This is a genomic window from Enterococcus sp. DIV0170, from assembly GCF_051710765.1.
Classification (GTDB): domain Bacteria; phylum Bacillota; class Bacilli; order Lactobacillales; family Enterococcaceae; genus Enterococcus_A; species Enterococcus_A raffinosus.
The window spans coordinates 371,702-395,046 of sequence record NZ_JBIOLG010000002.1; the positions used below are offsets into that span (position 1 = coordinate 371,702).

The window sequence follows — 23,345 nt, forward strand, 5'->3', positions numbered from 1 at the left end:
TTCCATTTTAATTAACGTCAGGAAAAGCCGCTAAAAACGTTTCAACTGAAACTAGTAAATCCGACATTTTCTCTCGATCAAAAGGAGAAGCGAGATGTCCTAATTGAACAGTTTCTAAAAAGGTTTGGCTGCCGCCAACTCGACAAATCGCTAAGTAATCCTCCCAAGTCGTCGGATCTTTTTTGACGATACTACGTTCCCAAAACTGCAGTGCACACACTTGCGCTAAGGTGTAATCAATGTAGTAGAAGGGCACTTCAAAAATATGTCCTTGGCGATACCAATAAATTCCTCGAGTTAAAGCTTCAGATTCTTCGTAATTTCGTTCTGGACAATAAAGCTGTTCCAGTTCACGCCAGCAGCTCTTACGCTCCGCAGCAGACCAGTCAGGGTGTAAATAGACTGCTTCTTGGAAATGATCCACCAACGCACCATAAGGGAGAAATTGTAAAGCGCTGCTTAAATGGGCGAAGGTATATTTTTCCTTTTCTGAGCCAAAGAATTTGTCCATCCACGGCCAAGTTAAAAATTCCATACTCATGGAGTGAATCTCAGCGGTATCAGAGGTCGGGAAGACCAACTCAGGTTCCTCGATCCAGCGAGATAGATAACTTTGAAAGGCGTGGCCAGTCTCATGGGTTAAAACATCGACATCATCTGACGTGCCATTGAAGTTGGCAAAAATGAAGGGCATTTGCACACCGTCAATAAACTCACAGTAGCCGCCGCTTTGCTTGCCGGGGCGACTAATCAGGTCCAATAACTCATCCTGAACCATGAGATCAAAGAAATCCCCTGTTTCCTTCGACAACTCGTGATACATTTGTTGCGCTTTTTCCACTAATTCGTCGCTGGTGCCTTGTGGTTGAGGATTCCCCTCAGGAAAAACCAATGGCAGGTCGTAATGGGCCAGAACCTCAACACCCAGCCGCTCTCGTTGCCGCTCGTAAAGCTTTTGATTGATCGGCACGACTTTTTCAACGATAAAGCGTCGGAATGCGTGCAGCTGAGAACGATCATATCCCCAGCGGTTCATCAAGCGATCGCCGTATTCCACATAATTGGCGAAACCAAGGTTCTTTGCTTGCTGGTGTCGATTGTGTACGAGCTGATCGTAAATTGCATCGATTTCTTCCTCATGATCTGTAAAAAAGCTTTCGTAAACCTCATGAGCCGCCCGACGTGTTTCTCGGCTCGGATCAGTGAAATATGCGGATAACTCGGAAAGCGTCAGTGTCTTCCCATTAAACTCAAGTTCAGCAGAAGCGATTAAAAGGGTATATTGACTGACTACTTCATTTTCCTGCTGCTTCAATTCAATTACGGAATCATCTAATAGACGTAATTGATCTTCTGCAAATAGAAAAAGTGTTTCAGGGTATTCTTTTTCTAACTGACTGCGGAAAGGAGAACGAAGCAGGCTCTGATAAAAGCGATTATGAATTTGGCCGACCAAAGGCTCATGATGATCCCAAAACTCATTTTCCTCACGATAGAATGAATCATAGTTATCAATAGAGAAGCGAATATAGGCCAATTTTAAATTTTTAGCCATTTCGCTGCGTAAGTGATTCAGTTTCTGTAAAGCTTGTTTGGCTTGTGAATAATTGTCCGCATGAACGAATCGCTCGTTTGCCTTGTTGAATACCTCTTCGTATTGCACAAGGTCAGGACGTTTGTAGGGAAACTCTGAGAATCGCATTGAAAAAACCTCCTATAGTAAAAGAATTCAGTTCATTATAACAAAAAAACCTGTCAGCAGACGCTGACAGGTTCCTCCTGTTTTGTTTATGGATTCATCATTAACTCTTCGTTTAGTACTTCATCGATTGGTGTGTATTCCATGGATAGATCATGGGCTACTGCTTCAATCGTTAGTTTGCCGTTGTAAGTATTAACTCCGCGGCGAAGGGCCAAATTGTCCTTTAATAGCTCTTCTAAAGGATTATTCGCTAACAAGTTGGCGTAGCTCATTGTGCTATTGCTTAACGCGTAGGTAGCCGTTTGTGGAACTGCACCAGGCATGTTTGCTACCGCGTAGTGTACAACGCCTTCTTTCACATAGGTTGGATCATCATGAGTAGTTACACGATCTTCGGTTTCAAAGATTCCGCCTTGATCGATCGCTACGTCCACGATGACTGAATGATCAGGAATATTAGCGACCATTTCTTTTGTCACTAAAGTCGGTGCTTTGTGACCTGGAATCAATACTGCACCAATCACTAAATCGGCAGTTTTAATGCATTCTTGGATGTTGTAGCGGTTTGACATCATTGTTTGTACACTGTTGCCAAAAATAATGTCTAATTCTTTCAAGCGAGGAACGCTGACGTCAAGTATTGTCACGTTAGCGCCTAAGCCTACAGCTAATTTCGCTGCATTTAGACCTACGACACCGCCGCCGATAACAACGACATTGCCGCGACGAACACCGGGAACACCGGATAATAAGATACCTTTGCCGCCATTGACGCGTTCTAAATAATTGGCACCGATTTGCGCGGCCATTCGTCCAGCTATTTCACTCATTGGAGCAAGCAATGGCAGTGTATTGTCTGCTGGCTGAACATTTTCATAGGCGATGGCATTCACACCGCTGTTCACTAATGCTTCAGTTAAAGGTTTGTTTGCTGCTAAATGCAAATAGGTGAATAGTAGTAACCCTTTGCGGAAATATTGATATTCTTCAGGAAGCGGTTCTTTCACTTTCATGACCATGTCAGCTGCCCAAACGTCTGCGGCATTTTCGATGATCGTCGCACCTGCAGCTACATACTCATCGTCAGCGATGGCAGAGCCTTTGCCAGCATCTTTTTCCACTAATACTTGATGGCCGCGGTTGGTCAGATCAAATACGCCAGATGGGGGAAGGGCAACCCGGTTTTCGTTGTTCTTGATTTCTTTAGGAATTCCAATAATCATTTAATACACTCCTTTTTGAAGTAGTCGTACACGAAGTGAATTCGCTTACAAAATAATTGTACAGGATTTTGAGACAATTTCAACTAAGAATTTGCAAAGGATTTGGTCTGTTTGAATAATTACGGTCAAATGAAACCCTTTACATTTTCTAATAGAAGAGTATTCTGCCTTAAAAGAAACAACAAATACCGGGGGATGAAAAACTTATTATTTTTATAATAAGAAATAAAATATTTGCGAAAACCCACATTACTCGCCATAATAAAACCAAGGATATTAAGGAGCGAAGTCACTATGCCAGATAAAGAACGAATTGACCTATTAAAAGAGCAGGTAAGCTTTCTCGAAGCTCGCCTGACTAGATATGAAGAACTACTTCACGGCCCTTTGTTAAAACGAATCATCTTTGGAGGTGGGCGAAGAGCCAAACTCAGTCTTATAGAAGTCTTGATTAGTTTAATTGTACTGCTGTATGCTTCTTTGAAAATGGAGCGAAATATAGCGTTTTTTGTAATTGTCATTTTAGCCTTTGCGGTCATTTTGTTTTCAGCGCTTCAATTAAACGTGATTCGAAAAAAGAATGGTCAGGAGAAATACCAACGCATGATTAACAGTCTAACAGCGGAAAAAGCCTCGATGGATAAAGAAATTGCCCGCTTACAAGACGAAAACGGGCGGAAGAATGGACTCAAGTAAGTTGCTTGAGTCCATTTTTTTCTTCTGTTTGTTTAGTAGTTGTCTTTTTTGAAATGATTTGATCGACTAATTGCTGAATTTTATTCAACGATTGGATACTTGGACAGAGTTCAACAGCAATAATCGGTGTCAGACAATGAGGAACGTCAAAGGTAGAGGTACTGACAACAATATCATGCTCTTCGAAAACCTCTAAGTAGCTTTTATTATGTAATTGATTCATATTGATTTGATGAATCACGTAGTTTCCTCTAATTGAGAAACGAAGCAGCTCGATTAATAAGCTTTCCTGCATTTTAGAGTCTGTTGAAACGATCAGAATATCTACAGGCTTTTCTGTTTGTCTCATCCCGTTTAAACAGCTCGGAACAGTAGCGACAATTTGATAGATATAATTGTCTATGAATTCTTGAGAGCGAAAGTTCCGATACTCTTTTGTAAAATCTATCATTAAGTTACGTAGTTGATGAACACAATGTGCATGGAAAGTTTCCAATAATGAGAGACAGTCTTTTTTACGGTCTCGAAGGACGCTGATAAATTTCTTTGTTTTCATATGAAATAAATGTTGATTAACCAAAATTGTTGCCAGTTGCTCTTTTTGTTTTTCAGTTAGCGGATCAACTAGCATTTGACTGAGTCTCTCGGCTAATGCAAGATGTGTTTCATAATGGTAGGCCAGCTTATGATTTGTTTCTAAAGCCCGTCTTCGTTGCTCATCGCCGAGTAGAAACATGTCAGAATAGAGTAGCCAGAAACTATCCTTCATCACGTCCTCAGAGTAAATAAAGAGTAATTCCTTGCGAAGATACGGGTTAAATTTAAAGACAGCACTCTGACTTGGTGGCAATAGAGCTGAGGATTTCAAACTGCTGACGGGCATTCGGTGTCCGTTTGAGATACGAACGAGACTAATGAAAAATGTCATACTTAACCGATTATATTGAGCGAGTGAAACATTTAACTTATTATTGTCGATCATTGACCGGACGACGTTATCCGCAGAGTCAAAAAAGTTTGCACTAAATGGTGTATCCTTCCGATCGATTTTCTTTTCTGAGAAGTATAAGAAAAACAAATGACGAATGGCTGTTTCGTTTCCAACGACTCGATACGGCCGGCGCAAAATCTCTATATTCCAGTGAGCTAACGCCTCCTCTAAATCTTTCATTGACGCTTGGACAGCGGTTAGGCTACAGAAGACACTTTTAGAAAGCTGAATGAGAGAATAACAATTTTCAAAGAAAATCGCTTCTAACATTCTGAAGGCTATGGATTTTTGGAGCAATGTTGAAAAGAGGACATCGATAGTGGCGTTCTCCTTCAACTCTAATCGATAAAGACTGTTTTCGCGAATGACTTTATAATAGTCGCTTTGAGTGTTGATTGAGCGAATATCACTCAACAATGCCGGGGTAGTGCATTGGATTGTTTTGGTTAACTCATCGCTAGACAGTGGATGCTGGGAATAGTAAAGTGTTTCAATTAACTGCAATTGACGTTGACTATCTCGTTTAAGAAGACGTCTTAAGTTCATCGTATAATTCCTTTCGTGTTGAGAGTGATTCGAATTGATTTACAAATTGTTGAATTCGTTCAAGATCCTTTGCGGTTGGATACGCATTGATCGCGATTAATGGACAGGCTGATTCTAATCCAGTCATGGTTACATTAGTTATGATTAAATCGTATTTTTTCGTTAAGCTAGTCAATTGCTCCTGCAGGATAAAAGGTGTTTCAAAGTATTCATAGTTGACAGAGCCCTTAATATAAACAGGAAAAATAGACTGCCAGAAACGCTCATGAGTTGTAGAAGTATCTGATAGTAAAAGCACTTTAAGCGGTTTATCCGCAGCAACCAAGCGCTGGAAAATATTATCAATCATGGTAATGAGGCAACTTAGATATAGCGGCGCCATCATCTCACGACCGATTGGAGCTAAAAACTCATTCACAATCCGTCTGAGCTTGTTTAATTCACGACTGTATTTCTTATCAATCAGGGTTAAAAGCATTCGTTCCGTTTCTTGAAGGATCTCGATAGGACAATCATTTGGATAGTAGCAGAATAATTCATTGCCTAATAATCGTGTTGTTTCCGCCATTTCAGCGTGTGAGAGTGGGGTGTCTAACAAAGCATTCAGCTTTTGCAATAAGAACATATGCAAATCATAAAAATCTGCAAGCTTGTTATCTATTTTGTGCGCCGTTGCTTGTTGCTGACGAGTCAAAATCAAATGATGGCTGAACAGCGGCCATAGGCATTCTCTTAAGATCGCGTCGGTCAGTTCTATTTCAACCTCTTGTCTGATAAAGCGTCCTAGTCGGGAAAGTCTCTCCACTTGTGGAATTGTAAGCCCGCTGTTGGAAGACAACCCTCGAATAAAATGACCATTTTTCAAACGATGCAGGGCAATCAAAAAGCTGTGCACCAATTGAAAATGACTATTCATCGTATTGGTTATTTTGTTTTCAGACATAATTTGCCGTATCAGCTGATCCACAGCGTTTACCAATCTATTCGAAAAACGATAGTTAGAGAAGGGGACTCTAGATTCCTTAAAGAAAAGATAATAAAAGCGTCGAGTAGTGAGCTCGTCGCCATCAAGTCGTATCGGACGGTAAAGAAGTGCAATATCACCATCGGATAGCGTTGCATTGATCGCTTTGAGGTATCTTTGCATGTTAGAAAAGCTGCAGTTCAGACGTTTAGCTGCTATGTCAATGCGCTGATTTTCCTCAAAAAAAGCACTCTCGATCGTTTGGAATTCCAGATTGCTCCGAAGGATGTGGGCATAAACGCTATCAATTGTTGCACTATCGTCAAAATCGATGGAATAAAGCCCCTTATTCTTAGAAATTTGAAATGGCAGCTCCTCGCCATTTAAGAAACGAACATCGCTAATTAACACAGGAAGTGTACAAGTTACTTTATCTAATAACTGTTCAGACGTTAAATAATCCTGCGCAAAATATAATTCTTCTACAATACGTAATCTTCTAATAGTTTCTTTTTTCATTAATCCTCTTAACTTCATAATAAAGCTCCTTGAATATTTTTTTATTTAATATAATGTTCAAAGAGAAGTGAAACAAGCACGAAAACTTTAATTTTCTAATATATTTGTTATTTAACAAATGATCATTAAGAATTATCCTTGTATAGAATACCAATATAATAAGGAAGAATGCAAATTATTTTGAAAATATTTGGATAATTTTCTTATTTTTTAATTTCAAATAAACAAAAAAGAAAAAAATGAAAAAAAGAGAAAAAGAGCGTTAACTGTTGCCTTTCTCTGCAATAACGAATAGAATTGTCTTTGGAATACATTAAAAAGATAGTGGAGGCTATACATTATGATCAATAAACAAAGTTTAGTTGAACAAGTAGCAGAGAAGACAGGATTGACAAAAAAAGACGCAACAGCAGCTGTAGATGCTTTGTTTGATGGGATTCAAACATCATTAAAAGACGGCGAAAAAGTTCAAGTCATTGGATTTGGTAACTTTGAAGTACGCGAACGTGCAGCTCGTAAAGGTCGTAACCCTCAAACAGGCGAAGAAATCACGATTGCAGCAAGCAAATCACCTGCATTTAAAGCGGGTAAACAATTAAAAGACGCTGTAAAATAGTATCGGCACTAAACCTGTTGGGGCTGTAAGGTTCTGACAGGTTTTTGTTTTGATGTAAAGTTAAAAGGGGCAGAAAAGGGGCAAAAATAAAAAGAATGGCTATAAACCATTCTTTTCTAATTGGCTGATTAAGTCAGTTTTCATTTTATCAGTAATGTGAGTATAGATTTTATTTGTAATGTCGGCGTCCTCATGACCTACTCGATCCATAATAGCCTTCAAAGGAGTATTTTGTTCGGCTAGTAACGACACATGTGTATGTCTAAGTATGTGAGAGGTTAAACGTTTGTGAATGCCACTTTTTTTACCTGCAGCAGCAAAAGATCGATTGAATGAACTATTTTGCATCGGTGTACCTGTTCGGGTCACAAAAACGAACCTGTCGTTACTAAAATCAGATTCGGATAGCAGGTCTAGTTTATTTTCCTCAAACGTACGTTTTACTAGCTCAACCGTCCGTTGGGTCAATTGAACATCTCTATTTGACTTTTGAGTTTTAGTAGGTCCAACTGCTTTTTGTTTGTAACCTTTGCTGTAGTCGATTGTACCTCTAATGTGAACGATATTATTATCCAAGTCGAAATTTTCTTCTCTTAATGCGACTGCTTCACCAAAGCGAACTCCTGTTAAATACATAAATTCAGCTAGTCGTCCGACACGAAAAGTTAAGCGACTTTTATATAGCTGTTCAAGGATTACTTTAACTTCACTTTTTTCAAGGTACTTATCTTCAATTCGCTCAATATCTTCTAAAGTTTTCGCTTTAGAGATGATCTCTACATTCTCAACAGGGTTTTTATCGGCGTAGCCTATTTTGATTGCGTATTTAAACACAAGATTCAAATTTGACTTAATGTGCGCAATATAGGTCTGAGAATAGTCGAGAGAGCCAAAAAAGTTCTGCAGAAATCGTGTGTCAATGTTTGAAATTAAGATGTCTTCATTGATGGCCTTGAAAATAATTTTTCGAATAGCTACATAAGTATTCTTTGAATTAGGTCTCAAAGATTTAAAATAATTAATTTCCCATTCAGTATAAACTTGTTGGAAGGGGGCTTTGTCAATTTTCTTTTTTGAAAGTTCATTTTCAATTTTATCATTCAGAATTTTTAACGCTTTATTCCAAGCTTGCTTGGATTGGCTATTCATTATAACTGATTTTTTTCGAGCCTTTTCAGTATACGGATCCTTGAAGCGCTCAATAAATTTGAAACGACCATCTTTCAATGGTTCTACCCACATTGTCATTTCCTCCTATCATTTGGTATAATAGGCACAACTAAAGAAGCCTATGCCTATAGGTGAATTATTTTTTACACGATCATACTCTTGCCGGGGTGGGATCGTGTTTTTGTGTCAAAGGGAATTATCTTTTTTCTGCAGAAATCCTCCATTATTCTCGAGAAAAGGAATTCTAATTGGTGAGTAGATATATGTTATTCCATTTGCATCATGTTTGACTATAAAGCAATATTTTACAGGTTCCCACATTTCTCCTGTAGGAATCGGAAATACTAGGACGGGCATTCTTAACTCAGTTTCGTCAATTCCATTTGGGAAAACTTCATTAAATTGTTTTTCTAAATCTTCAATTAGCTCTTCAGAAGATTCTCCATATAGGTAATAATCCCGAGGTTTTTCATAATTACGAGTTAGCATTTTTTTCATTTGACTGATTGTCATGAATGGATGAGTAAAATCTAAAGGGTTTTCTGGAACATATTCATAGTAAGTCATTTTATTCCTCCTAAAATGGAAGTTCAGTAAATTCAGTGCCAGAAAAAGGGTCCTTATCTTTCTCTTTCTCAGATTTCCAGTTATCTAGTAATCTTTGCTCGTTGTAAGAAGTTTCACAACCACACTCTGGACAATACCTAAATCCTCCATCCAAATTGTCATTTGAGCAGCCATTTTGCTCATATCTTTCTGCGATAGTAAGTTCAACCTCACCGTTAATTGTCTTGACAAATTTGTCTTCCTCTTTACCCAAACAAACATTGTGTAAAAAAGTTGTACAATAGGGACAATATTTGAAGTTATTATCCAAATTTTCCGCTTCACACCTGGGACACACTAAAGGCGTTCCTTGTTCATTTGTTTCTATTTTTGAATAAATCATTACTTTCTTCCTTTCTAGAAAATAGCTAGTATAACTTTTTGCCGTGGATTTGATCATCTCGTTACTACCACAGAAAGCGCAAAAATTGTGAGTCGCTGGCTGCGGAGAGTGGCAATTCTTACAAATTTGTGATGAACTATCTACATTTATGTAGTCAATGAAGTTATGAGTGAGAGGGTGCCCCTCACTAACTATGTTTGCATTTCTCTGCCTTCGGTGAAGATCGCTAATAATATAGTTTGCTACCGTATAAGAAGTGTCGAAGGCAAATTCTATGCATTCGGGATAGATTCTAGACCAACTCGCGACATACAGATCTACTAGGGGTATAGGTGCTAATAATCGTTTTGCGAAATAGTTTGCTTCTTTCTCGAATATATCGTACTCCTCATTTGTCAATGAATAGCGTGCCAAGAGAGTTTTCTTTGATTTTTCATTGTGCTTTAGAAGGTAGTGGCCTAGTTCATGGGCAAGTGTGAAGCGAATTCGACCTGTATTATCGACGGCGTCATTGTAAAGGATAATGTACTGGCCATCACTTCGCATCCAGAGACAGCCTTCCTCTGAATCTAAGAGTTCGAAAGTTTCTTCGATTGAAAGATTTCTTGCTTTAGCAAATTTGGAATACTTTTGAATATGAAGATTAGGGATGCTTTTTATTAATTTCTTTATTGATAAAGGGAGCATATTTTGATTGCAGTTCTGCACTGTTTCATAGGCGACCGATTGTGCAAGTCCATAATCAGGTTTAATTTGTTGCCTAGAGGTCATCGTCGTCATCTTCTTCAAAATCACCATTATCTAAGTCATCAAAAGTGGCTTCCATAATTTTCAACAAACGTTGCTGATCTTTTTGATTCAGCTTTTTTGATTTTCGTTGAATAGCAAAATATTCAGGAGTATCATTTTTGCTTATCTCGGGTGCTTCATCATACCCCTCATAAACACCAAACTCTAAATAGCTATCCAATAAGTCTGCTGAAGCTATGTCATCTAAAAAAAAGTCGGTCTGAATATCAAAAGCTTTGGCAATTTTTTTGATGTTGTCTTTTGAGGGTTCACGATCACCTTTCAGATAATAACTGATTTGCTGAGGTGATATATCGGCCCTTCTAGCTAGTTCAGCTTGAGACCAACCTTTAGAATCTATAAGGCGCATAAGCTTAGTTCTTAAAGAAATCATATTATTCTCCTTTACTGTTTGCTTGCGTATTTCTAATACAATTGTATCACTGGTTGTTTACTATTTCAATTGTTTTATCACTAATTGTTGACATCAACAAATGGTGATGATATAGTTTTTGTCGTGGAGGTGATATTTATGAGAGAAAGGTTCTGGTTAAGTCAAAAACGTACAGATTTAGGATTAACTCTTCTTGAAGCTGCAAAGAAAGTGGAGTTGTCTAAACAAGGTTATTGGCTGATAGAAACCGGAAGGAGAGATCCCAGCGTTAAAACAGCGAAGAGGATTGCAAAGGAGTTCAATTTTGATTGGACTAATTTTTTTTAACAGAAATATCAACAATTGTTGATAAAACGAATGGAGGTAATCCAATGAAAACAGAAATTTGGAATGGCCATGAAATACGATTCGTCAATCTCGACGAAGAGTGGTGGGCCGTAGCTAAGGACGTGGCAGAAGCTCTTGGGTATAGTTCAACATTTGGATTAACTAAGAGATTGAGGGATAAGTACAAGGGTACTACAAAATGGCGCACCCTTGGCGGAGTACAAGAATTAGTGATTCTATCTGAACAGGGTGTTTACAAAGCAATAATGAATTCTCACAAACCTGAAGCAGAAGAATTTGAGGATTGGATTTTCAATATTATCAAAGAATTACGTCAGTCAACGGGGCTTGAAGGATTCCAAGTGTTTCGTATGTTAGACAAGGAACATCAGAAGTCGGCCATGCAAAATCTAAAAAAATCACTAAGGGAACCTGTACGAGTTGATTTCATCAAGGCGAATGTGATTGCCAACAAGGCGGTATCTAATTTACACGGTTTTCCGAAAATGGTTAAGAAAGCAGAAATGACACCAGAAATGCTTATTGATCGACAGGAAATACTTGATGAAACAACTGAACTCATGGGATTGAAAGATAAATTTAATCTTGATTTTTCTGTCAGTGAAAAAATCTATAACCGAAATAATCGTCAACAAGCCGTATAGGAGGTGTTGATATTGAAGAAGCCGACGCTAGCAGAGTTGATTAAATCTGCAGAAAAAGAAGTAGAACCCGATGACTGGTATCGACAAGGCTTGCTCCTGAAAATGTTCCACGGCATGTCAAAGACGACACTCGTAGAATACTGCAAAGAGATGGAAGACATTGACGAGTTTAAAGAAGGAATTCTCAGACCAGGTCATTCGTCCACTTTTATTCATGTCCATACATTCATTTGGTTTTTACGATGGAAAGATGAGAACAAATACAGAACTAAAAAAGTAACACCAAAGGAAATTTTGAAAGAGGAGAAATAGAAATGAAGTTAACAAAGAAGATGAACTTAAAGGCTATTCTAATGGAAATTGAAGAGCAGACTATCGAGCTACGCAATATGTTTGATGATGAGAAGTCAGATGATGCGGTATTCGAGCATATATGTGTAATAGAGGATCTCATGCACGACTTCAAACTGAGCTTAGATCTGAAAGATGAAATGAATATCGAGTCTATGAAATGCGTTCAAGTTCACGAGGATGTAATAACAACAATACAAAAGCTAAGTAAAATCTTGGATCTAGAGAAAGGAAATAAAAATCATGAGTAAACAAGATCAATTATGGGAACAACAAGACAAACTTATTGGAGACATCGATTTCATTTTGAGAGCATTTCAAGAGGGAACACCTATCTATAACATTGTGACAGACAATTATCCAGCTATTGGAGGCTTTATCGGGAACTCTATATTGGAAACCTCCGATGGTAATGCTGGGTATATTATGCATGGAGAAAATGATGAGATCATTTTTGCACAGTTCTTTTCCGATAATAAAGAGATTCATACTTATATGAAGGACGGGAAAATCATTAGTCAACAATTTTTAGTGCTTGATCCTGAAATGAAGGGTCCATTAAATAAATTAAATTGCCTGGTTAAGAAAGCTGAAGAGCTTCGAGTGATCCAAACCGAATTAGATGAACTAGAAGAGGAACAGATCGATGAATAAGAAAGTAAATCTAGTCTTAGCATCCATCTTGTTTGGAGGGGTGGCCACAGTGCTGCCAACACTACTTAAAATTTGTATGTTTGTGGGGATCGTGTTGATTCTTTTTATTCAGTATGACGAGTGGGAATATGAACAGAGAGTAAAAGGAGGTATGGAAAATGAGTAACACGGAAACACCTTATTTAACTTACGGTCTAGGTTATGCAGAAGATGAGCGATTAACAGATAAAGATCCATATCGTGAAGATGTGCTTGATCTAGCGGATTATTTAATTAAGAAATATCCGAAAGAACGGTGGAGCATTATGCATAAAATGTTTTCTATTGGCTTTCACTGTGGTCAACGATCAACCATCGGTTGTGCTCTTAGCGATGCTGAATTACACCAACATGCCGTAGAGCTAACTTCGGCCTCTAATCAGATTCGAATTATCAATCGATTATTAGAAAATGTAGAGTATTCAAGAGCTTCAGGAGACGAATTTGCAGTACATCACCAAATCCAATCGGGATTGCTTGATGATATTGGTGATAGTCTTTCTGAACTAATAGATGTGATCCAAAACATTTCAAATATAATTTGTCCAGATTAGTGAGGTTAATTATATGAAAAAGAAAATAAAACAAGAGCCTACCTCGTCCGCCAACGAAGTAAGCCATGACATAGATATTCTATACAAGGAGAGTTTATCACAATGAGGAAAGTAAAACCACAAAACACTTATCGCCATCTATTAAATTTTATTAACAAAGATGCGATGAGACCTATCTTAAAAGGATTTCACATTACCTATGATGGGCATGTAGAAGCAACAAACGGTCACATTATGTTACGGCTATTTAATCGGATGCCTGCCCAGCAGGAGTGCACCTTTGAGCCGAAGGATCTGCAGGCAATTGAGGGTGATTATCCAAACGTAGATCGAATTATTCCTTGTGACCACAATGCGCTTTGGGAATTAGATCCGACGGAGGCGCCAGCAATAGTGAAGTTTTTGAAAAGCTTTGCGAAAAATAGCGATGTTTTGGTAACTGCAAAAAATCAACAATTGGTTATAGCTGATGTCATAGGAGACACCCGAAGCACCTTTGCGCTCCTAGATCAATCAGGCGATGAGATCGAATTTCGATGTAGCGCCGCCTATCTTACGCACTTAATGAGCTTCATTGCTGATTGCGCGTTGTTGCCTGTTGAAATACGGCTTCTAAGTCCAAACAAAGCCGTTGTCTTTGAAAGCGAGAACCAATTTATCGGGCTGATCATGCCTAAAACAACTTACTAGGAGGAAAAAGAAAATGACAAAAATTTATTTAAATATTGAGGCAGAATCAGTATCAGAACTGTTGGAAACAGTAGGGCAGTTCGTGTCGAATCCAGCTCCAATTCTTCAAAAAGCAGTAGATGAAGTCGCTGAAAAGAAACAACAGAAAAAAGCGACAAAGGTAAAAAAGGAACAAACCGAGGAGAAGGCAGCCTCTACGGAACAGACTTCCGAGGAAAAAGATTCTTCAACTAAAAAGGATAACAAAAAAACAGAAACCAAATCCGTTGATAATGAACCAGATAAATCAATCACAGAAGGGCGACATCCGAATGCGACGAAAGCGGACGTACAAGCTGCGATGAAAAAAGCTATGGATGGTGGGCACCGTCCAGAAGTCAAAACGGCATTTGGGCGCTTCAATGCGGGAAAACTTAGTGATCTGAAGGAAGAAGACTATTCAGCGTTTATTACAGATTTAGAAGCGTTGATTGCAACGGCAGGTGATTAATTATGCCAGTGGGAAGTCACGCATTATTAGGAGCCAGTAGCGCACATCGGTGGTTGATCTGTCCACCGATTGCAAGGCTAGAGGAAGCGGTTAAGGATCGCGGCAGTTCTTTTGCGGAGGAAGGAACTGCTGCACATGAGTTGGCAGAGCTGATATTAAACAAACGGTTTAAATTAATACCTACGCGGTCTGTGAATAGCAAGTTAAAAAAATTCAAAGCAGAAAATTCGTACTACGATCCATCTATGGAAGATTATGTTTCCAATTATTGTGACTTGGTAGAAGAGCGTGCGAATCACTACGAGAACGCCGTAATTGAGTTGGAACAGCGAGTGGATTTCAGTCAGTGGGTACCAGAAGGTTTTGGAACCTCAGATGTGGTGATTCTAGCCGACAACGTAATCGAGATTATCGATTTGAAATATGGAAAAGGTGTTCCGGTAGATGCTTATTTGAACCCACAGTTGATGTTGTACGCCTTGGGTGCTGTCGATAAGTACGATTTAATCTACGAGTTTGAGACGGTTCGGATGACGATCGTCCAGCCGCGTTTAGACAATCTCTCGACCTTTGAAATTGAAAAAGACGAATTGCTTTATTGGGCAGATAACTATGTTGCGCCAAGAGCCGTTCAAGCATATGAAGGAAACGGCGAATGGACGATCACAGACGACGTGGTGAAATTTTCTAAAGTTCGCGCACAGCTACGACCTCGGGCGGAAAAAAACTTCCAACTGATCGATACGTTCGATTTCAAAGAAGCACCGTTGTTAACGAATGAAGAAATCGCTGAAATCTTGGATCGTGCTCCAGAAATAAAGAAATGGATCGAGCACGTGGAGAGTTTTGCGTTGAATAAAGCGCTGACTGAAGGGGAAGAATTCCCTGGTTGGAAATTGGTAGCGGGACGATCAAATCGTAAAATCTCCGATACCGAGGGGCTATTAATGGTTCTAGAAGCTGAAGGATACGAAGACGATGAAATCTTGAAGCCTCAAGAGCTGAAAGCAATCGGTCAGCTAGAAAAAGTTGTCGGAAAGAAGAAGTTTGGAGATTTATCGGCGGATTACGTAATTAAACCAGAAGGAAAGCCCGTTTTAGTTGTCGAAAGTGACAAACGTCCAGCATTAAACGGGTTAGAAAGTGCCGAAGGTGACTTCGAAGGAGTTGACGCGTAATGACCACTAAAGAGAAAACAAAGGTCGTACTCTTTCAAGGTACAGGGTACCGAATCATGGAGAAGGACAATTACAACGTCGTTCTTGAGGTTCAAAACGAAGATCAAAAGTATGTTTTTGCAGGATTTTATTGTAGCATCACGAAAGCTCTACGCGGCTTAGTCAGCAGAGACCTGCTTATTGATCGACAGATTAAACATGACGTAGCGAGTTATTTGAAAGAAGTGACACGCTACAAACAACAAATTATGAACGACATCGATGCACACTTTATGAGTGCCGAAGTTGATGAATTATTCAAATAAATCGAAAGAAGGAAATATAAAATGGCTAAATTGAATGGAACGAAAGTAATTACAAATAAAGTGAGATTAAGTTTTGTGCATGTGTTAGAACCTCATGCAATGGAAGAGGGACAAGAGAAGAAATATTCTGTGATGTTACTCATTCCAAAAGAGGACAAAGAAACCGTTGGGTACATGAGAAAAGCAATTAAAGCCGCATATGAAGCAGCGAAAAGCGACAAGCTTAAAGGGGTAAAATTTGATCGTTTGAAGACTACCTTGCGCGATGGCGATGATGAAATGGATATCGAAGAACGCCCAGAGTTTGAAGGCATGTACTTCATGAATGTATCGAGTAAAACACAACCGCAAGTCGTAAAACGGGAAGATGGCATGCTTGTGAAAACAGACAGTCCTGACGATGTGTATTCAGGCGTTTATGCGATTACTTCAGTTAACTTCTATGCTTATAACACTGCCGGGAATAAAGGTGTGTCTGCTGGATTGAATAATATTTTAACTACTGGAAAAGGGGATTATCTTGGCGGCCGTGCGAACGCAGAATCTGACTTTGGTGATCTTGACTGGGATGACGAAGAAGACGATGACGATATGTTTGCATAAAACTGAATAGGGGCGGCAACGTCCCTTTTCTTAATTTGAAAGAAGGTGTTCTGTTTGAAACAAAGAAATTTAACTGTCTGCGAAGCCGCTGCATATATATCTAAAGAGTTATTGGCCTCAGGTGTTGTGATTCAATTTTATGAAGCTTTTTCTACTACTAGTTTGTACATGAAGTTTGATTGTGGCTTAGCGAATTCATTACGAATTGGTGATCATAGAGGAAAAAAACATTTAAATTACATGTTTATGGTGGATGTAAACCATCGAGGAAAACGAAGAGTGTTAAAAAACAAATTTACTCAATATATTTACGGGTCAAGTAAAAAAGAATTGAACAAACTGATTAAACATATTTTGTCACATAGGGAATCAAAAGTTTTTTCCTATTTCGGTGAAGATTTATATCGCGAAGAAATGAAAAACCAGTACAAGAAGAATGTATGTCAAAAAGGTTTTTGGAGCCAATCAACGTTCATTAAACAGGGGTTGTACTCATGAAAACTTTGAATATAGATATTGAGACATATTCGGATGAAGACCTTACTAAAGTGGGTGTTTACAAATATGCGGATAGTCCAAACTTTGAAATTCTACTTTTTGCTTACTCTGTAGACAGCGGTCCAGTTGAATGCATCGATCTAACCATTGATGAAATTCCAGAAGAGATTGAACAGGCGATCAGTGATTCAAAGGTATTGAAAATCGCCTTTAACGCCCAATTTGAACGTGTCTGCTTATCTCGTTACTTAAATATCCTGTGGCTTGATCCAAAGCAATGGCACTGTACGATGGTTCACTCTAATGAGTTAGGGTTGCCTGCGAGTTTGGGGCAGTGTGCCAAGTATCTAAACATCGAACAGCAGAAAGATACACGAGGGACACAGTTGATCAATTATTTTTCAAAGCCTTGCAAACCAACAAAAGCAAACGGGCAGCGGTCGCGAAATCTTCCAGAGGACGCCCCCGATAAATGGCAGACGTTTATTGATTACTGCATCCAAGACGTAGTTGTTGAAATGGCGATCGCAGACAAACTGAACCGATTCCCTGTAAAAGAATCTGAATGGGAATTGTATGCACTGGATCAACAGATTAATGATCGCGGCGCAGAGATTGATCACGAACTAGCTTCATCGGCTATCGAGATTATGAACGATCTGACTGAAGTCAATATGAATAAGCTAAAAGAAGTAACCGGTTTAGACAATCCCAACAGTTTGAAACAATTTAAAGAATGGCTGGCAGATCAGGGCACGCCCTTTGAATCACTAGGCAAAGACTTAGTTGTCAAAGCGCTAGAACTAGGTGAATTACCTGCGGATGTGTCTGAGGCTCTCAGGTTGCGTTTAAGCTTGTCGAATTCAAGTACAAAGAAATACTTGATGATGGACGGTGCGCGTTGCAGTGACGGCCGCATCCACGGCATTCTGCAATTTTATGGGGCGAACCGAACCGGGCGTTGGGCTGGAAGATTGTTACAAGTTCAGAACTTACCGCGTAACTATTTAGATGAAATTGGTTTTGCTAGGGACCTAGTGAAAAAGAAAGACACAGAAGCCATTCGGTGGTTCTATGACGAGGTGCCGGATACGTTAAAGCAGTTGATTCGAACAGGGTTGGTTGCTAAAGAAGGGCATCGTTTTATTGTGTCTGATTTCTCTGCGATTGAAGCGCGGGTGATTGCCTGGTACGCAAAAGAAAACTGGGTATTGAACGTATTTAAAACACACGGAAAGATTTACGAGGCGACTGCTGCACAGATGTTCCATCTTGGTGCTGTTGAAGATTATGATTGGAAAAGTCATGAAGGAAAAGACATGCGGCAACGTGGTAAAATTGCGCAATTAGCATTGGGTTACCAAGGCGGAGTTGGTGCACTGAAAGCAATGGGCGCATTGGATCAAGGCATCCCTGAAAGTGAACTACAAGATATCGTGGATCGCTGGCGAAATGCAAATAAAAAAATTGTTCGTTTTTGGTATAACACTCAAAAAGCAGTGATTCGCTGTCTACAAGACGGTGGTGTTACCAAAGGACCACATGGGTTGAAGTTTTTCAAAAAAGGTGGATTTCTATTCATCCAATTACCCAGTGGACGAAAACTAGCGTACGCCAAAGCCCATATTGAAGAAGGAAAATATGGCGATGCTGTCTTTTATGAAGGACAAGGCGACAAAGTCATGTTCACAAAACAGCAGACGTATGGCGGTAAATTGGTGGAAAACATTGTGCAGGCAACCGCTCGAGATGTGTTAGCAGAAGCAATGCTGCGATTAGATCAAGAGGGCTTTCCAATTGTGTTTCATATTCATGATGAAGCAGTCGCAGAAGTTCGCGATGGCGAACGTTCTATCGAGGAAATGAATCAAATCATGTCTGTAAATCCTGTTTGGGCAGAGGGGTTACCACTATCTGCAGAAGGGTTTGAGACAAAATACTACATGAAAGATTAGGAAGGAAGCGCGGCGATGGAACAGCCAAAATATAAAGCTCGATTCAATTTGAAATATGATGGTGAGATCCATCTCGCCATTGGCAATTCTAAGACAGAGAAAAAGTGGAAAAATAAAACGCTTGAATGGTCCGAATTTATTCAACGGTTGAACACCCCAACGGTGACCCAAGAGACGATTGAAGACTACAGGAAAATGCCAAAGGCTAAACAAGATGATATTAAAGATGTCGGAGGCTTTGTTGGTGGATGGTTGAAACAGGGAAAACGAAAACGAGGTTATATGCAACAGCGTTCAATCGTGACCTTAGACGCAGATAGCACCACACTAGATTTCTGGGAAGACGTGCAGATGTTGTTTGACCACGCGGCGGCTGTGTACACGACACACAGTCACCTAGCAAAAGGACCACGATATCGCTTGATCATTCCCCTCAGTCGACCAGTGACAGCAGAAGAATATGAGCCTGTTGCAAGAAAACTCGCACAATCTATAGGGATGGATAATTTTGATGATACAACGTATCAAGCAGAACGGTTGATGTATTGGGCTAGTCATGCCATAGATGGCGATTACTTCACTGCGTATCAAGATTTATCGTGGGTAGACCCGGATGAGGTGTTAAGCCAGTATGACAATTGGCAGGATTCAAGTTTCTGGCCAGAGAGCAGCCGTGGGCATACGATCCGAGATAGTCAGGCCAAAAAAGCCGGGGATCCGTTAGCAAAAAAGGGTATTGTAGGAGCCTTTTGTCGGACGTATGACATCGTCTCAGCGATCGAAACCTTTTTGCCAGATGTTTATGGACCAACCGGACGCGATGATCGTTGGACGTTTTTAGGTGGATCAACCAGTGGCGGATTAGTTATCTATGATGATAAGTTTGCTTACAGCCATCATGGAACAGACCCTGTTGGTGATCATTTAGTCAATGCCTTTGATTTAGTACGGATTCAAAAATTCGGTGAGCTAGATGAAGACATGAAAGCAAACACGCCGCCGCAGAAAATGAAAAGTTTTCGGACGATGAACGAGTTTCTGCAAGAAGATGTTTCCGTCATGGAGCAGATGAAGAAAGATCGTTTAGGCGAAGCAATGGATGAGTTCGACGGTTTTGACGATGAAGAAGTTGAGGAATCGAGAAAAACCAAGTGGTTGCAATTTGACCAAAATGGAAACCCTGTGGTTAATACGTATTTGTTAGCTGAGGAAGTTCTGAGTGAAGTGAACTTGTTTTATAACGGCACCGAATTCCTTCGCTATGACCGAAAAACAGGCACTTGGCATTCTGCGGCTGACGAATACTTAAGAAGTTATATCACCATACGAAAGCTCAGAAAGGAAACGAAAATAAGATATTTAAGTGAAACAATTTCAGCAATAAAAAGTTTGATATACGTTAATGAAGACTTTAACGATACTGATGTAAACAAATTAGTTCTTGAAAACGGTGTGTATGATTTGAAACAGGATGCCTTTTCACCCACTTTTGATAAAAAGTTGCATGCGAGAACGTCACATCCCATCAAGTTTGATCCGAATGCCGATTGCCCTACCTTCGACGGATATATCAGAGAAATCGTTGGAGAAGACAATGTAAATTTTGTCTATGAGTGGTTTGGGTATTGCCTATACCGGAAATACAGACTGCAGAAATTACTTTTTATCTATGGATCAGGAGGAACTGGAAAATCAACGCTGGTTGAACTTTTACGGGATTTTGTAGGGAAGGACAGTTATTCCGCCGTATCTTTGAAAAGTTTAGCCAAAGAACGCTTTTCTGCTGCTGGGTTACATGGTAAGACGGCCAATTTTGATGCTGAGGCGAAACAAGAATACTTAGGGGATGGCTCTTTTCTGAAACAGTTGACAGGAGAAGATACGATTTACGCGGATCGAAAAAATTTGGACCCTATATACTTTTACAATTATGCCAAGTTGACTTTTGTTATGAATCATCTACCCGCAATGCGCGATTTTAGCGGTGGTCTAACAAGGCGAATGTTAATACTTAAGATTGATACGGTGTTAACCGATGACGTGAAAAACAGGTTTCCAAAAGAAGTTATGAAGCAGGAAATGGCCGGGATTTTTAACAAAGCAATGCAGGGATTACGGAGGGCACTGAAGCAGAATGGTTTTTCTATCTCAGGTGGTATGGAACGGAATGTGGATGAATGGGTTCAAGGGAATGACATTTTATCTCTGTTTATAGAAGATGAGTGTACCGTTGATCCTGAGAAGAAAACACCGGTTAAAGAAGCCTACAGTGACTACGTAGCCTATTGCAAAGGTTCAGGCTACAAACCTGTCACCAGGAATAATTTCGTGAGCCGAATGAAAGAACTCGGGTACGAGAATAAGGTTGTAAAAATAGATGGCAAGTCTGCAAAATGTTGGGTAGGAATTGACACAGGAAACGGCGGATTTTAGGGTTACTTTTTTAGGCTAGCAAAGGTTACCTTTTTTGAAAAGTTACTTTGTTACTTTTTATTTCAAGTCTGAAAAATATCTGTACTTGGAAAAAAAGGTAGCAAAGTAACCGCCAGTCTGAAAAGAGGGCTAAAAAAGTAACTTTAAGCCAGTTAAGTAACCTAAAGTAACTTTAAAGTAACCTCGAAAGCCCATCGGGGCAAGGTTTATTAAAGGAAGTTACTTTGTTACCTTTTATTTTATTCTATGCACACAAGGGGGGTATAAATATAAAGGTATAAAAAAGGAAAAAAGAATAAATATATATATAAAGAGTAGTGAGTTGAAAAAAAAAGTAACCGTTGAAGAGGTGTAATTATGGAACTAGAAAAAGACATCGAAAAGTATTTCAAAAACAAAATCAAGCAAGCTGGCGGTCGATCCATGAAATGGGTATGTCCCGGAGAGAGAGGTGTCCCTGATCAAATCGTTTTCTTTCCAAATGGGAAATCCGTTTTGGTTGAGATGAAACGTCCGACCGGATCGTTGCGTAAACTACAGGAAAAAACAGCAAATAAATTAAGAGAACTGAATCAGCAAGTCTACGCCTGTTACACAAAACGCCAAGCAGAACGGTTGGTTCAAGAATTTACAGAACGTGGCTACTTTAACGCCTAAAGGAGTGATCGAAAACATGAAAGCTACTTTACACCCATATCAGGAGTATTCAAAAAACTTTATTCTGGACCATCCATTTTGTGCCTTACTCCTAGATATGGGACTTTAACTGGGGAAAACATTATCCAGCCTAACAGCGATTGACGAACTACTGAATACGTTTGAGATCATAGAAAACGTATTGGTGATTGCCCCATTGTCCGTGGCAGAAAAAACATGGACAGACGAGATTGATAAATGGGATCACCTGAACCACTTAACTTTTTCAAAAATCTTAGGGTCACGAAAACAGCGCGAAGAAGCCTTGATGAAAAAAGCAGATGTTTACTTGATCAATCGTGAGAATGTGGAATGGTTGGTGACTCACTACAAACAACGATGGCCTTTTAGAACCGTGATTATTGACGAGTCATCGAGTTTTAAATCACCGCAGGCGAAACGCTTTAAGGCTTTGAGAAAGGTACGTCCTAAGATTGAGAGGTTGGTTGAATTAACAGGAACCCCAGCACCAAATAACTTGATGGACCTGTGGCCGCAAATCTATTTATTGGATCAGGGAGAACGATTAGGAAAAACGATCACGCAGTACCGAAATACCTATTTTACACCGGGACAAAAAAACGGACATATCGTATATAGCTGGAAATTGTTACCGGGTGCAGAAAAAGCGATTCATGAAAAGATTAGTGATATTTGCGTTTCCATGAAGGCGAAGGATTATTTAAAATTGCCACCACGAACGGATAACATTGTTGAGGTTGAGTTATCAAAAAAAAACTGGGAGAAGTACAAAGAGCTAGAGCGCGAATATGTGTTAGAGCTAAAAGACTCGGATGTGGTTGCCAGCAATGCGGCCGTTTTATCTGGGAAGCTGTCACAGCTTGCTAGTGGATGCATCTACGACGAGAATGGTGCAGCGATAGAAATACACCAAGAGAAGCTAGATGCGCTAGAACGAGTCATTGAAGACGCACAAGGGCAACCAATTTTACTCTTTTATCGGTTTCGACACGAGGCCGAACGAATCGAAAAACGATTCAAACATGTCAAGCGTTTAGATGTTGCTGCAGGAGATGTCAAAAAGTGGAACGATGGAAAACTTCCACTGTTACTAGCCCATCCAAAATCAGCAGGACACGGATTGAACTTGCAACACGGCGGTCATATCATCGTGTGGTTTGGCATTGATTGGCCATTAGAGTTATACCAACAAGCAAATGCGAGGCTGGATAGGCAAGGACAAACAGAACCCGTGATCATCCATCATCTGATCGCTAAAGGTACGATTGATGAAGATGTTATGCAGTCCTTGGCAAACAAAGAAGTCGGCCAAGAAGCATTGATGGCAGCAGTAAAAGCAAGAATAAATGAGTATCGGAGGTAAGAC

General features: G+C 39.7%; 27 protein-coding genes. 19 read left to right on the forward strand and 8 right to left on the reverse strand.

Features of this window, described 5'->3' with window-relative positions:
- Positions 1-7 precede the first annotated feature (7 nt).
- The gene (locus IGI50_RS17425; RefSeq protein WP_438777901.1) at positions 8-1,702 is read right to left on the reverse strand and encodes a M3 family oligoendopeptidase; all 1,695 of its coding nucleotides are present in this window, start codon (positions 1,700-1,702) and stop codon (positions 8-10) included.
- Between the two features lie 86 nt (positions 1,703-1,788).
- Positions 1,789-2,925, reverse strand: coding sequence for an alanine dehydrogenase (ald, locus tag IGI50_RS17430; protein WP_438777902.1), 1,137 nt, complete (start codon positions 2,923-2,925; stop codon positions 1,789-1,791).
- A gap of 294 nt (positions 2,926-3,219) precedes the next feature.
- Between ald and IGI50_RS17435 the strand changes: the two genes are divergently transcribed.
- The gene (locus IGI50_RS17435) at positions 3,220-3,621 is read left to right on the forward strand and encodes a hypothetical protein (protein WP_438777903.1); all 402 of its coding nucleotides are present in this window, start codon (positions 3,220-3,222) and stop codon (positions 3,619-3,621) included.
- Here IGI50_RS17435 and IGI50_RS17440 read toward each other — a convergent pair.
- Together IGI50_RS17440 and IGI50_RS17445 are read right to left on the reverse strand one after the other, a co-directional pair.
- Positions 3,614-5,158, reverse strand: coding sequence for a helix-turn-helix domain-containing protein (locus IGI50_RS17440; RefSeq protein ID WP_438777904.1), 1,545 nt, complete (start codon positions 5,156-5,158; stop codon positions 3,614-3,616). The genes IGI50_RS17435 and IGI50_RS17440 overlap by 8 nt on opposite strands.
- On the reverse strand, positions 5,136-6,659 hold the full coding sequence (locus IGI50_RS17445; RefSeq protein ID WP_438777905.1) for a helix-turn-helix domain-containing protein: 1,524 nt from the start codon (positions 6,657-6,659) through the stop codon (positions 5,136-5,138). The genes IGI50_RS17440 and IGI50_RS17445 overlap by 23 nt, the downstream gene beginning before the upstream one ends.
- Before the next feature lie 322 nt (positions 6,660-6,981).
- Here IGI50_RS17445 and IGI50_RS17450 point away from each other — a divergent pair, with 322 nt between their 5' ends.
- Complete coding sequence (locus IGI50_RS17450) at positions 6,982-7,257, forward strand: HU family DNA-binding protein (protein WP_010743624.1); 276 nt, start codon at positions 6,982-6,984, stop codon at positions 7,255-7,257.
- 99 nt (positions 7,258-7,356) lie between these two features.
- Here IGI50_RS17450 and IGI50_RS17455 read toward each other — a convergent pair whose 3' ends face one another.
- The 4 genes from IGI50_RS17455 to IGI50_RS17470 form a co-directional block, all read right to left on the reverse strand.
- On the reverse strand, positions 7,357-8,499 hold the full coding sequence (locus tag IGI50_RS17455) for a tyrosine-type recombinase/integrase (protein ID WP_438777906.1): 1,143 nt from the start codon (positions 8,497-8,499) through the stop codon (positions 7,357-7,359).
- A 114-nt stretch (positions 8,500-8,613) separates the two neighbouring features.
- Positions 8,614-8,994 carry a hypothetical protein gene (locus tag IGI50_RS17460; RefSeq protein ID WP_438777907.1) on the reverse strand — a complete coding sequence of 127 codons (381 nt, stop codon included), beginning with the start codon at positions 8,992-8,994 and terminating at the stop codon, positions 8,614-8,616.
- Positions 8,995-9,004: 10 nt separating this feature from the next.
- Complete coding sequence (locus IGI50_RS17465) at positions 9,005-10,156, reverse strand: ImmA/IrrE family metallo-endopeptidase (protein WP_438777908.1); 1,152 nt, start codon at positions 10,154-10,156, stop codon at positions 9,005-9,007.
- The gene (locus tag IGI50_RS17470) at positions 10,137-10,559 is read right to left on the reverse strand and encodes a helix-turn-helix domain-containing protein (protein WP_438777909.1); all 423 of its coding nucleotides are present in this window, start codon (positions 10,557-10,559) and stop codon (positions 10,137-10,139) included. The genes IGI50_RS17465 and IGI50_RS17470 overlap by 20 nt, the downstream gene beginning before the upstream one ends.
- Before the next feature lie 138 nt (positions 10,560-10,697).
- On the opposite strand from IGI50_RS17470, the gene IGI50_RS17475 reads away from it, so the two are divergent.
- The 17 genes from IGI50_RS17475 to IGI50_RS17555 all read left to right on the forward strand — a co-directional run bounded on the left by IGI50_RS17475 (position 10,698) and on the right by IGI50_RS17555 (position 23,342).
- Positions 10,698-10,886, forward strand: a complete 189-nt coding sequence (locus IGI50_RS17475) for a helix-turn-helix transcriptional regulator (RefSeq protein WP_438777910.1) — start codon at positions 10,698-10,700, stop codon at positions 10,884-10,886.
- 44 nt (positions 10,887-10,930) lie between these two features.
- Positions 10,931-11,551, forward strand: coding sequence for a BRO-N domain-containing protein (locus IGI50_RS17480; protein WP_438777911.1), 621 nt, complete (start codon positions 10,931-10,933; stop codon positions 11,549-11,551).
- A gap of 12 nt (positions 11,552-11,563) precedes the next feature.
- The gene (locus IGI50_RS17485; RefSeq protein WP_438777912.1) at positions 11,564-11,863 is read left to right on the forward strand and encodes a hypothetical protein; all 300 of its coding nucleotides are present in this window, start codon (positions 11,564-11,566) and stop codon (positions 11,861-11,863) included.
- 2 nt (positions 11,864-11,865) lie between these two features.
- Complete coding sequence (locus tag IGI50_RS17490; protein ID WP_438777913.1) at positions 11,866-12,153, forward strand: hypothetical protein; 288 nt, start codon at positions 11,866-11,868, stop codon at positions 12,151-12,153.
- The gene (locus IGI50_RS17495; RefSeq protein WP_438777914.1) at positions 12,146-12,556 is read left to right on the forward strand and encodes a hypothetical protein; all 411 of its coding nucleotides are present in this window, start codon (positions 12,146-12,148) and stop codon (positions 12,554-12,556) included. The genes IGI50_RS17490 and IGI50_RS17495 overlap by 8 nt, the downstream gene beginning before the upstream one ends.
- Positions 12,549-12,722: a hypothetical protein gene (locus tag IGI50_RS17500; protein WP_438777915.1), complete on the forward strand. Its 174-nt coding sequence runs from the start codon at positions 12,549-12,551 to the stop codon at positions 12,720-12,722. The genes IGI50_RS17495 and IGI50_RS17500 overlap by 8 nt, the downstream gene beginning before the upstream one ends.
- Positions 12,715-13,149, forward strand: a complete 435-nt coding sequence (locus IGI50_RS17505) for a hypothetical protein (RefSeq protein WP_438777916.1) — start codon at positions 12,715-12,717, stop codon at positions 13,147-13,149. The genes IGI50_RS17500 and IGI50_RS17505 overlap by 8 nt, the downstream gene beginning before the upstream one ends.
- 102 nt (positions 13,150-13,251) lie before the next feature.
- Positions 13,252-13,839, forward strand: coding sequence for a hypothetical protein (locus IGI50_RS17510; RefSeq protein WP_438777917.1), 588 nt, complete (start codon positions 13,252-13,254; stop codon positions 13,837-13,839).
- Positions 13,840-13,852: 13 nt separating this feature from the next.
- Positions 13,853-14,329 (forward strand): hypothetical protein, encoded by a 477-nt coding sequence (locus tag IGI50_RS17515; protein ID WP_438777918.1) that lies wholly within the window; start codon positions 13,853-13,855, stop codon positions 14,327-14,329.
- A gap of 2 nt (positions 14,330-14,331) precedes the next feature.
- Complete coding sequence (locus tag IGI50_RS17520; protein ID WP_438777919.1) at positions 14,332-15,507, forward strand: DUF2800 domain-containing protein; 1,176 nt, start codon at positions 14,332-14,334, stop codon at positions 15,505-15,507.
- Positions 15,507-15,812: a hypothetical protein gene (locus tag IGI50_RS17525; RefSeq protein ID WP_438777920.1), complete on the forward strand. Its 306-nt coding sequence runs from the start codon at positions 15,507-15,509 to the stop codon at positions 15,810-15,812. The genes IGI50_RS17520 and IGI50_RS17525 overlap by 1 nt, the downstream gene beginning before the upstream one ends.
- A gap of 21 nt (positions 15,813-15,833) precedes the next feature.
- On the forward strand, positions 15,834-16,415 hold the full coding sequence (locus tag IGI50_RS17530; RefSeq protein ID WP_438777921.1) for a DUF2815 family protein: 582 nt from the start codon (positions 15,834-15,836) through the stop codon (positions 16,413-16,415).
- Between the two features lie 54 nt (positions 16,416-16,469).
- Positions 16,470-16,913: a hypothetical protein gene (locus IGI50_RS17535; protein WP_438777922.1), complete on the forward strand. Its 444-nt coding sequence runs from the start codon at positions 16,470-16,472 to the stop codon at positions 16,911-16,913.
- Positions 16,910-18,868, forward strand: a complete 1,959-nt coding sequence (locus IGI50_RS17540) for a DNA polymerase (protein ID WP_438777923.1) — start codon at positions 16,910-16,912, stop codon at positions 18,866-18,868. Before IGI50_RS17535 ends, IGI50_RS17540 begins: the two co-directional genes overlap by 4 nt.
- Before the next feature lie 15 nt (positions 18,869-18,883).
- Positions 18,884-21,301 (forward strand): DNA primase family protein, encoded by a 2,418-nt coding sequence (locus tag IGI50_RS17545; protein WP_438777924.1) that lies wholly within the window; start codon positions 18,884-18,886, stop codon positions 21,299-21,301.
- 357 nt (positions 21,302-21,658) lie between these two features.
- Positions 21,659-21,958 carry a VRR-NUC domain-containing protein gene (locus IGI50_RS17550; RefSeq protein ID WP_438777925.1) on the forward strand — a complete coding sequence of 100 codons (300 nt, stop codon included), beginning with the start codon at positions 21,659-21,661 and terminating at the stop codon, positions 21,956-21,958.
- 109 nt (positions 21,959-22,067) lie between these two features.
- Positions 22,068-23,342, forward strand: a complete 1,275-nt coding sequence (locus IGI50_RS17555) for an SNF2-related protein (RefSeq protein ID WP_438778434.1) — start codon at positions 22,068-22,070, stop codon at positions 23,340-23,342.
- Positions 23,343-23,345 lie beyond the last annotated feature (3 nt).

Coding starts and splice junctions, on each gene's coding strand:
- IGI50_RS17425 (WP_438777901.1), bottom strand. CDS start 1,702: ATGCGATTCTCAGAGTTTCCCTACAAACGTCCTGACCTTGTGCAATAC.
- ald (WP_438777902.1), bottom strand. CDS start 2,925: ATGATTATTGGAATTCCTAAAGAAATCAAGAACAACGAAAACCGGGTT.
- IGI50_RS17435 (WP_438777903.1), top strand. CDS start 3,220: ATGCCAGATAAAGAACGAATTGACCTATTAAAAGAGCAGGTAAGCTTT.
- IGI50_RS17440 (WP_438777904.1), bottom strand. CDS start 5,158: ATGAACTTAAGACGTCTTCTTAAACGAGATAGTCAACGTCAATTGCAG.
- IGI50_RS17445 (WP_438777905.1), bottom strand. CDS start 6,659: ATGAAGTTAAGAGGATTAATGAAAAAAGAAACTATTAGAAGATTACGT.
- IGI50_RS17450 (WP_010743624.1), top strand. CDS start 6,982: ATGATCAATAAACAAAGTTTAGTTGAACAAGTAGCAGAGAAGACAGGA.
- IGI50_RS17455 (WP_438777906.1), bottom strand. CDS start 8,499: ATGTGGGTAGAACCATTGAAAGATGGTCGTTTCAAATTTATTGAGCGC.
- IGI50_RS17460 (WP_438777907.1), bottom strand. CDS start 8,994: ATGACTTACTATGAATATGTTCCAGAAAACCCTTTAGATTTTACTCAT.
- IGI50_RS17465 (WP_438777908.1), bottom strand. CDS start 10,156: ATGACGACGATGACCTCTAGGCAACAAATTAAACCTGATTATGGACTT.
- IGI50_RS17470 (WP_438777909.1), bottom strand. CDS start 10,559: ATGATTTCTTTAAGAACTAAGCTTATGCGCCTTATAGATTCTAAAGGT.
- IGI50_RS17475 (WP_438777910.1), top strand. CDS start 10,698: ATGAGAGAAAGGTTCTGGTTAAGTCAAAAACGTACAGATTTAGGATTA.
- IGI50_RS17480 (WP_438777911.1), top strand. CDS start 10,931: ATGAAAACAGAAATTTGGAATGGCCATGAAATACGATTCGTCAATCTC.
- IGI50_RS17490 (WP_438777913.1), top strand. CDS start 11,866: ATGAAGTTAACAAAGAAGATGAACTTAAAGGCTATTCTAATGGAAATT.
- IGI50_RS17495 (WP_438777914.1), top strand. CDS start 12,146: ATGAGTAAACAAGATCAATTATGGGAACAACAAGACAAACTTATTGGA.
- IGI50_RS17500 (WP_438777915.1), top strand. CDS start 12,549: ATGAATAAGAAAGTAAATCTAGTCTTAGCATCCATCTTGTTTGGAGGG.
- IGI50_RS17505 (WP_438777916.1), top strand. CDS start 12,715: ATGAGTAACACGGAAACACCTTATTTAACTTACGGTCTAGGTTATGCA.
- IGI50_RS17510 (WP_438777917.1), top strand. CDS start 13,252: ATGAGGAAAGTAAAACCACAAAACACTTATCGCCATCTATTAAATTTT.
- IGI50_RS17515 (WP_438777918.1), top strand. CDS start 13,853: ATGACAAAAATTTATTTAAATATTGAGGCAGAATCAGTATCAGAACTG.
- IGI50_RS17520 (WP_438777919.1), top strand. CDS start 14,332: ATGCCAGTGGGAAGTCACGCATTATTAGGAGCCAGTAGCGCACATCGG.
- IGI50_RS17525 (WP_438777920.1), top strand. CDS start 15,507: ATGACCACTAAAGAGAAAACAAAGGTCGTACTCTTTCAAGGTACAGGG.
- IGI50_RS17530 (WP_438777921.1), top strand. CDS start 15,834: ATGGCTAAATTGAATGGAACGAAAGTAATTACAAATAAAGTGAGATTA.
- IGI50_RS17540 (WP_438777923.1), top strand. CDS start 16,910: ATGAAAACTTTGAATATAGATATTGAGACATATTCGGATGAAGACCTT.
- IGI50_RS17545 (WP_438777924.1), top strand. CDS start 18,884: ATGGAACAGCCAAAATATAAAGCTCGATTCAATTTGAAATATGATGGT.
- IGI50_RS17550 (WP_438777925.1), top strand. CDS start 21,659: ATGGAACTAGAAAAAGACATCGAAAAGTATTTCAAAAACAAAATCAAG.